Annotated in this window: 5 protein-coding genes and 2 pseudogenes; 1 reads left to right on the top strand and 6 read right to left on the bottom strand. The window is 42.3% G+C overall.

Annotated elements, in window-relative coordinates; all coding sequences use genetic code 11:
* Both CAG65_RS20805 and CAG65_RS20810 read right to left on the bottom strand, forming a co-directional pair.
* The coding region (locus CAG65_RS20805) for a UvrD-helicase domain-containing protein (protein WP_161454859.1) at window positions 1-1,003 on the bottom strand (1,003 nt) is incomplete at its 3' end.
* Window positions 1,000-3,030, bottom strand: coding sequence for an AAA family ATPase (locus tag CAG65_RS20810; RefSeq protein ID WP_161454860.1), 2,031 nt, complete (start codon window positions 3,028-3,030; stop codon window positions 1,000-1,002). The genes CAG65_RS20810 and CAG65_RS20805, both read right to left, overlap by 4 nt.
* Before the next feature lie 229 nt (window positions 3,031-3,259).
* On the opposite strand from CAG65_RS20810, the pseudogene CAG65_RS22335 reads away from it, so the two are divergent.
* A pseudogene (locus CAG65_RS22335) lies at window positions 3,260-3,495 on the top strand (integrase); the annotation flags it as partial.
* Window positions 3,496-3,578: 83 nt separating this feature from the next.
* Here the strand turns inward: CAG65_RS22335 and darG are convergent.
* The 4 genes and pseudogenes from darG to CAG65_RS20830 all read right to left on the bottom strand — a co-directional run.
* The gene (gene darG, locus CAG65_RS20815) at window positions 3,579-4,646 is read right to left on the bottom strand and encodes a type II toxin-antitoxin system antitoxin DNA ADP-ribosyl glycohydrolase DarG (RefSeq protein WP_123015111.1); all 1,068 of its coding nucleotides are present in this window, start codon (window positions 4,644-4,646) and stop codon (window positions 3,579-3,581) included.
* A gap of 8 nt (window positions 4,647-4,654) precedes the next feature.
* Window positions 4,655-5,263 carry a type II toxin-antitoxin system toxin DNA ADP-ribosyl transferase DarT gene (darT, locus tag CAG65_RS20820; RefSeq protein WP_161454861.1) on the bottom strand — a complete coding sequence of 203 codons (609 nt, stop codon included), beginning with the start codon at window positions 5,261-5,263 and terminating at the stop codon, window positions 4,655-4,657.
* A gap of 30 nt (window positions 5,264-5,293) precedes the next feature.
* On the bottom strand, window positions 5,294-8,041 hold the full coding sequence (locus CAG65_RS20825) for a phospholipase D-like domain-containing anti-phage protein (protein ID WP_161454862.1): 2,748 nt from the start codon (window positions 8,039-8,041) through the stop codon (window positions 5,294-5,296).
* Between the two features lie 43 nt (window positions 8,042-8,084).
* Window positions 8,085-9,284: pseudogene (locus CAG65_RS20830) on the bottom strand (anti-phage-associated DUF1156 domain-containing protein); the annotation flags it as partial.

Here is a 9,284-nt window from a genome sequence, read left to right on the forward strand (position 1 = left end):
CTTCCGCAATAAGGTTATTCGTAAGAAACAGGACTTTGGTATTTTCGGATGAAAAATCCCAACCGTCAGAGATCATCAGTTTTCTCGTTTTTTCCAAATATAGTTTTGAGAATTCAGATGGCAAATCCCCCTTCCAATGCGCTCCATCCTGCCTTGTTCCTTTCCAATTGTTGGTGTGAAAAACTTTGATTACACCTTGAGATAGGGGCTCAGATTCAAACTGCGGTAAATCAGGCCTCATCTGATTGAGGCACTTGACAATATTCTTGTCAGAGCGAAAGTTGGCTTTCTTACCAATCTCTTTAATTTTGTCTTCATTACTAGTTATCAGGCCACACGCAGAACTCCCATAAATCTTTTGCCAATGGTCTCCGAACAAACCGATGAGAATCCCAGAGTCATTGTCAATCAGGTTTGTTAGTATACTTTCGGCCAAAGTCTTGTCAGTATCTTGATACTCATCAATAAAGATGATGGGGAACTTGCTCTTCACGAGGTTTTGGAATTTTTTATAGGAAAGCATTTGTGACATCAGCGCCACAATATCATCGTGATGCAACGTTATTTCGCTTTCATTTATGCTAGGGAACCCTAGCTCATATTTGACTATTTGCCCCCTGATGCCTCCAGCCTCTTCTATACGGCCTTTCCATTTATCACTTAACCCTGGAATTAGATCCCTCAGTTTATCCTGATGGGAACTAAGAAGACTCCAACTGAATCCGTGAATTGTCTCTGCAATAATCACAGGGTGATTATCAGTTCTTTGCTTGATTTCATCTTTAGCGACATTCGTATACGTTATACAGGCAATACGTTGCTCATACCTCAACAACTCATCAGCTCGATGAGCTATCAGGTACCTAATCGATTCAATCAAAGAATAAGTTTTACCTGCTCCAGCACCTGCCTCTAACCGAAAGCACTCATTGTTATCAATACAACTTCTCGTCGCCTCTAGAGCCTCAATAGAGGCCTTCTCTGCTGGTGATATATCGGTCATGCATCACTCCCTCCAGCTATTGGTGCTTCATCTGAGTCGAGCCAGGCCAAACCTTCTCTTATATACTTAGGAACAACCCAATCTGGTTTTTCAACGGAATACTCAATAGCAAAGTTAGCCTTACTAGCACTGCCTATTTTTTTTGCCATATCGTAGGCAGACTTTTCAATAATCTCCTTGTCCGATTCTTCCGCCAGGCCAAACATGTCTTTATTTGCCAATATAAATGCGTCTTCAAAACTACGCCCTATGATGCCATCCTTGTTGTCCGCTATCTGATACGCAATCCGACGACACGCCTTGCTTTTGTCTTTACTGGTTTTCGCTAACAACTCATCAATATCGCTATAACCCTCACCGCTCGGTGCAAACCACTTAGTCAAGCCAACATTACTAGAGTGCGTTCCCTCACTTACCATCACCGAAGGGTATGATGTAGTAACTCCTCCTCCCTCCTTATCCTTCTCAGTTTTTCTCACTGAATCCAAGTCAGTAACTACCAATGTCTTAAGCTCAAGAAAATCGATGAACTTATAAAAGTGATGAGCATAAGCTCCTCCAACTTCGACTACTGACAAATACTTTCTTCGAAGGTTCGTACCACTCACCTCATCGGATTTCTTTAGTATCTCAGGCAGGATTATCCTCTCAGTTGTACCCTCGATTAGAATAGCTCTATCCGCGAAATATAAGTCGCATTTGGTTAGAGTTAGATATTTGTGTAAAAACTCCTTATCATTAACACTCTCATCACCTTTAAAGACCTGGCTCAAATCCTTCACTTCTGTTGACTTACCATCTCTTGATAGGAAATAGCGGACGGAATTAAAATCGGCCTCATTGGCTATGTGTGATGAGTGTGTGCTAACAATAAATTGGACAGGCCATACTTTCCCGTCATTCAACTGCCGTTGAAACTCTGCAACAATCTCTCTTAACTGGCGAATAAACACCTCTTGCATTTGAGGATGTAGATGAGCTTCTGGTTCTTCAATAAAAATCAAATGCCCTTTGGGAGGGGTCGTCTGCGACTGAAACTCCCTAAAGTACTCATATATGCGGAATAAAATAAAGATAAGGTTGCGCACCCCTAACCCGTTATAGGTTTCAGGAAGGGTAAAGTACTCATCTTTGCGATAAAATACCCTTGTATGACTTTCAAGTAATGACTTTACATTTAGCGTAGTAGCTGCACTTAAATTGGGGTCCTTCAACCCTGGATACCCAAAAATACTTAGGGTTGGCAATAGTTCTGCAACTTTCTCTTGAAAGTCTGTGTCCACTTTTTCTTGAAGCTCTTCAACAACAGTATTTATTCCTTCAGACTTACTCTTAAAGTCATCAGGGGCTCCAACACTAGTGGCACTATCAAATATTTTCCCTAAAGACTTACCCAGCACATCCCTCTCACTGTGAGTCTCGTCATCAAGTCCTCGCTGAGCATTAATAAGGCCAGACAAAAAGAGCCTCCTCACCTTAGCCAGCTCGACTTTAACTACGTTCTGAGGGTTGTTTGGTTCAACTGCAAAAGCTACAACCTCGAAGTAACTTTCGATTTTACTTTTCAATTCCGAATAGAATTTACCATCCGCCCCAGAATCAAGGCCTTGGTAAAAGTCAGAAATCCTACCATCTTGCAACTGATACGAAATTAGGATTTTGGTCTCAAACAACTCCTCATCTAAATCAATAATGAAATCGCTCAGCACGCCATAATCAGCCGCGTCAGTCGTATAATCCACTGACAATTCCATTTGAATTGAAGGGGTTAATTCCCTCACCTTAATTTCTTCTTCTTCCGCTAAAAATGAACCCAAAGCAACCTTAAACTCGCTTAGACTAGATTGGTTAAAATCCTCATACCGAACCTTTTGCCCCGACTGCGACAAGAAACTGCGAAACGCCTCTGCAAAGGATGTTTTTCCTGAATTATTGCGACCAACGATTAAGGTGGCCACATCATTTAGGGTCAACTCGACATTTTTTAATAATCGGTAGTTTTTTATTCTTGCCTTTCTTATCAACATAGATCGCCTCCAAACCCAAATTCATTCCCCCACTCACGTACTCATGACAACACTTGGTGCCACGATCAATATGAGCAATAACACATATTGCTCCCACTAGAACAATTAAGCAACCAAACCAAAATGCAACTAATTGATTATTCATAACAACACAACAACCACCAGAACACCAAAGGCAATGAATTGAAAAACAGCGGAAATGACTGATCGGAATGCTAAGAAATATGCAAAAAAGAAACAGCCGCCGAATCTTATGGGGGATATGCCTCACTTTACTGTTCATGACCTACGCCGTACGTGACGAACCTTATTGGCACAACAAGGCACCCCCCCGGCCATGTGGCCGAAAGGTGCTTGAATCACAAGTTAAAAGGTGTTGAAGGGATTTATGACCGACATGATTATTTTGAAGAGCGGAGAGAGGCTTTAACTACGCTCGCGGCTAAAGTGCACAGATTTATTTAGTTGGTACGCCATACCTTAAAAATTTTATTTAACACTAATACAATTTAACAGAGAACAATAAGTCCTCTGTTAAATTGTGTGATTCATGAAGTAGGGGCTTTGTTATCAAGCCAACCTTGTTCTTTTAGTCTATTCCATGCTGCCAATATGTGCGCAGGTTTCATCTTTGCTTTTCTTGCATTCCAGCTTTGAACACCATGAACTACATCATCAGAACTCAAGTCTTTATCATTATATTCTTGGGTCGCCACCCAATGAACGGTAGAAAGCAACTCCATACCATTTTGAGATTCAAATCCTTCGATTAATTTAGCCACTTTATCAAAGCGCAGTTTGGTATCAATATGCCGCTCAAGATAATCAAGAGCCTCTGTGGCGGCATCTTCTCTGAGCTCTATCGGTGTCTCCGGTTTATTTAAACCGTCGGCATAACCAGATATAAAATGACCTTCCATTTTATCAAGCACATGACGAAGAACATCAGCATAAGGCCCATAATGGTGTTTCTGAAAGACGACCTTGTTTAATGGCTCACCAACAGCTGTTAGAAAGTAGACAAGCTTCTGTACTTCCAATAAAGATAAACGATAACCGAACCCTGTAGACACATAGCGCTCGATCAAACCAAGCACAGCGGCCCGACCAGCTGTCATAGCTGGTCGTTTAGTCCTATTTATCATAGCTTCGGCTTTCGGTGCTGCTTGTGGTGGATAGACTCGCCATTCAACATCAGGCATATCCACCAAATGCTTATTAATCAATTGATCTACTTGATGCCAAGGTAATCCCCCTAAACCGCTGCCTAATGCTGGAATAGCTACCGATTTAAGGTCTAAACGCTTTACTTCTGCCTTCAAGCTATCCAAGCCTTGCTCAATAAATTCAAGCTTTGATTTCCCCTTCCAGTGCGCTTTGGTTGGAAAATTAATCACATAGTACGGTGCATTCATTGAGTTAAGAGATACCGATAATACTTGTCCTGTTACTAGAGATTTATCATCACAGGCTTTCTTATAAACTTTAAAGTTCTCAGGGAACGCTTTTTTAAACTGCAATGCCAAACCTTTACCCATCACCCCAACAGTATTGACGGTATTAATAATAGCATCAGCTTGATCATGCAATATATTCCCTGTTTGATAAGTGATCATAGTAACCTCTAGTAATACCATTCAGGTCGAACAACGACCTCTGGCTTATGCTGCGCAACCTGGATCAAAGCATTCACTTCATCTGCGATAGCTTGAGTTTTAACGCCAATTTGCTGAATAGTAATCCATTGTACAGATTCAAAGGCTAAAAACTCCGCTTGCTTTTCTTCTTTAAAGTCCAGCCAGTACTTCTCATTAATGATTCGTTGAATATCTAGTTCACCAATACGATCAAAGTCATCTATCTGTTCTGCGTAATCCAAATCAGCATGAATATCAGTAAAGAAACAATGCTGATTGCTCAATCGGATAGTGTCAGTGTCACTGATTAAGTGTAGCACCCTGTCCTGCCCACCTTGGAAATCTGGATGCCCTTTGTAGATAACAAACAGCATCACAGAGCGAGGGCAAAAGTTAAAAGGTACATACTGACCAATGGTTCCACCTGCCGCTACATTAACAGGACGAACAAGGCGCCGCTGTTTAATGTGACTGTAGCCAATATTCTGATTGACTAATCCCAGCTCAATTCGCTTAGAATCAGACCATAAACATCCTTGCGCTAAGATGCTGCCGAGGTTATCGATATGCGTGATGTGCGACACTTTAACAGTCATTATCATCTCTTCTTACTGTAACACTATGACTCATTTTGTCTCACTCCAACCAGAAGTCATTAACTCACTAAAGTCTCTTCTGGATAAAACGTTAGAGCAATCTCGCCAATCTTTATCCGACGGTTCCATGGTGCTTGTATAACGAAGATCAAATCCATTTGCCTGTTTTCTGTCTTCGATATATTTGTCCATTTCTTCCCCGAGAGTTTCAATATCATCTATCCACTCATCTTTAATCGTATCTGGCAATGCACCAAACAAGTTGTAACGATCCTGCATGCGCTCAGAGAGCTTGTCATACACCTTTTCATCAACCGTCTGCTCATTAACCAAATTAAGCATATCAACTTGCTCTCGAACTTGTCCAAAGCGCTTGATCCGGCCTATCCTTTGCTCCAACTTGGTTGGGTTCCAAGGCAGATCAACGTTTATTAATGTGCCTAACGTTTGTAGGTTCAAGCCTTCACAGGCTGCGTCTGTAGCAACCATGATTTCTAATTGATGCTCCGCGACCATTTTCTTTAAAGTCTCACGCTCAATATTTACGCTATCACCTTTTTGGTATAATCGGCTTCTACCTGCACCTGCATATAAACCCACAGCTTGATTTGGGTATCGCTCAGCTAAAGAGTCTGCAACCCATTTTGCTGTGTCATAGTACTGGCTGAAAATGATAACCCCATGTTTTAGCCAACCTTCTAATTCCAAGTAATGCACTACTGCACGTAGTTTGGGATCTTCATCAACACTTTCTAGCCTTGCGATCATTCGTTCAAGAACTGCTATTTCTTCTGGGCTTTCCGCTTTTAGTTCAATAAATTGCTCATCACTTTCTTCTTGGACGGTTCGCCCCTCTAGCAGCATTTTGGCTGTATTTAACCCGGCAACAATGCTTGAACAAATACGTTGCTCCATCAGGTTTTTCATAAAACCACTGCCTTTGCCGTTTTGAGCAAGAGCTTTACCAAAATGTCGAGCTTCTGTATAAGCCTGGCGAAATTCTTCACTAGTAATTAGCGCCTTACCCGTAAACAGACTGCCAAACTTATGCTCTTCTTTAGCTAATTGCCTATCGGGGTGAACATGAACCCCAATACGAGGGAGTAGGTTAGCATCCTCCAATGTTACACGTTTTCGTAACACTATATGACGAACAAATGGATTCTCCCTCTGGAAAAAACTGGCTCCAGCAATATCACGATCTAGCTCGTCTTCTAGGTAGTCCCTAGACTCCTCAGATAAATCAGTTAGCGGATTTCTAATATCTGACTTTCTATCGTTTAATAGATCAAGATCTTCTCGAATTGAGCGAAACAGCTTCCTCGAATGTTTCTCATTGCTAGAGTCAACCATCGGGAGTGGTGAACGTAGCAACTCCCATGCAAAACTAGGCTCACTGACACGCTGCTCGCCAGACAAAATTGGTAGCACCTCTTTTGGACGATGCCACTTGGCTAAATCATTCCCTAGCACAAAATTGCCTACTCCTTGATGCAATATACCCATAAGGTCCCAGAGGTCTGCTGAATGAGTTTGAATGGGTGTCGCCGTGCCCAGGAGTACATGATCGGAACGCGCAGCAACATCACGCATAAAAGCAAGTAAGTTATTAGGCGTACCAGCTTCCTTTCCAAACCCTTGTCTGCTTCGGGCCTTATGAGCCTCATCAAGAATCGTAAGTCCAAATCTCAAACCTAAAAGATGCTCTTTCTCTAAAGACTCTTGCATCATCAACCCAGTAGAGACAATACCAATACGCAAAGGGCACTTGGCGATAAACTCTTGTCCTGAAGGTGAGATAACCCGCTCATCCGAATCTATCCAAGCTTTTTTTTGTGTATGCCATCTGGCACAAGGAATACCTAGTTTGTCGATCATCTCTGTTTGCCACTGCTCGCACAGTGTTGCTGGCGCAAAGATTATAACGGGTTTACGCTTTTTGTTTTCTTTATCACTAAGAAGGCAAAGGCTCAATGCGGCTGTTGCCATTGATAAAGTTTTACCTAGACCAACCTCATCAGCAATCAGCAAGCGTACAATTCCATGATTACGATAATGGCGAATACACTCGGTAACAAAGCCTTGTTGCCAGGGCCTTAGTGAAAAGCCCTGCCGATAGAGCGGTGATTCAATCAATGCTGCAGGTGCTACATCATCTTCATCATCAATCTCATCAAATACGATTTCACGACGATATCCACGGCGCTTAACCTCACGTATTACTGCGTCGGGTAACTGACGAGCGGCGTTCCACAAGTATTCAAACTCTTTTTCTATCCATGCTACTCCCTCAGGAGAATCGTCCTCCCAAAGGATCTCATAGTGCCTTTGCCAACCACTACTTGTTTCATTCATTGAGCCCATAAAGCCCAACTTTCGGCCATCCGCACACTCGATGACTCCGGCTTTACCATGCAAAAAACCACACACACTGTCAGGTGCTACACGAATTACTTGTCCGTGTTTAGCTAGAAAGCTATCCAGTCTTCGATAGCGGTCGCGGTTAAGCAAGGCTTCTGTCTCTATATCTTGCTCATTCCAGCGACCAATCATCTTAGACTCTCGAAGCTGAGCCACTTTCAAGTCGTCAGGGTGAATATCCACGTTACAGACGATTTTTACATCAGGGATCGCCTCAATGAGCTCGTGAGCAACTTCAAACAAAGAGCTGGTAAAGTAACCCGCTATGCGTTTGTAACTGCGGGCTCCTTTTAGGTGTTCAAGTAAAAAGCTACTATCAAGCCGATGAGTTCGTGAAGAAAACCGTCTGATTGCCATATATCATTTTCCCTTACTACATAAGTAGCTCATCATTTGTCACTTAATTTCCCAAAACTCGCATATTGCGTAAACGGGCACCTAGCACTTCCGCAACATCTCGTGTTGCTTGTTCTGGTGCTTTGTTTTCAATGAACTTCAACATATCAATCAAAACTGTTCGAATTTCCATAAAGTCAGGTAGTTCTTCTTGAAGATGACTAATCACACTTTGAGGTTCGGCTTCAGCTAATAGTTGCTGTAAGCCTATAATTAACTGCCCCAACCAAGTTGAGCCTATCTCTGTGGCTTCGGTTAAATCACGAGAAGCAAATTCTGGAATTCGTTTTAATTGAGCTTTATTTGCAGCCATACTTCCCATTACACGTGTGTAATCTTCAACGCGGAATGCCTTAGCAAAGTTTTGATAGTTGTCTAGTTTGCCTGCACCAGTAGTCTCAATGTCCATCATTCTCAAGTAAAAACGTTGAATACCGTTTAGTTTCTGCCATGTATCGGCACTTAATCCTTCTGGTACTAAAAGACTGTTTGCAGCCTCTGCCGCTTGTTGAACGATTTCATCAACTACGGTTACTTCACCTTTAGTGCGGGGACGCAGTGCAAATGCTGTCACGTCTTCACCACCAATATGGGTATATGACGTCAGAACTTTTAGAGCCGCGGCATAGCCTGCCATCTGTAAGTCAGAGTCGTTAAATACTGGCTCGCCCATCTTACCTTTCACTTCATCGTTTAGATGCATCATGGTTTCGATCTGATTTTTCACTTCCGCTCGAACTGCAGGGAGCAACCGCTGTTTAAAACCGAAATTCTCTCCTGCTGGGCGTTTACGTAACATCAAAATCACAGTGCCTTGTACATAGCCACCTTTTTTTAACTCAGTGCTTGTTTCTGTTGCAATATACCAAGCCCCTACAACTTGCAGCCCAGCCGCCCAGAATATGCCAACCATATCTGACCACACGCCAGTATCTTGGTGGGTAAACATTACACACTGCATACCGTTGTCTGGCATATGTTCAGCCATTGTTTTATAAGCTCTAACCATACCTATACGGAAATCATCGCCAGAACCTTTAATCGCAAGAGCTCTTCTAGAGTCCCAAATCCAATCATCAAAAGGTTTTGGTGGATTTTTTCTCAGCCATGCAATGAAAAATTCTGCGATTTCATGATAGTTAACAGCATCTGCATAAGGTGGATCTGTTATCCACAAGTCGCAATTGTGAACAAGATCTGTTGC

It is taken from the genome of Vibrio sp. V39_P1S14PM300 (assembly GCF_009904765.1).
Lineage (GTDB): Bacteria > Pseudomonadota > Gammaproteobacteria > Enterobacterales > Vibrionaceae > Vibrio > Vibrio proteolyticus.

Bases quoted from the DNA above. Each gene is read 5' to 3' on its own strand.
- darT (WP_161454861.1), bottom strand. From the start codon at position 5,263: ATGACTGTTAAAGTGTCGCACATCACGCATATCGATAACCTCGGCAGC.
- CAG65_RS20825 (WP_161454862.1), bottom strand. From the start codon at position 8,041: ATGGCAATCAGACGGTTTTCTTCACGAACTCATCGGCTTGATAGTAGC.
- darG (WP_123015111.1), bottom strand. From the start codon at position 4,646: ATGATCACTTATCAAACAGGGAATATATTGCATGATCAAGCTGATGCT.
- CAG65_RS20810 (WP_161454860.1), bottom strand. From the start codon at position 3,030: ATGTTGATAAGAAAGGCAAGAATAAAAAACTACCGATTATTAAAAAAT.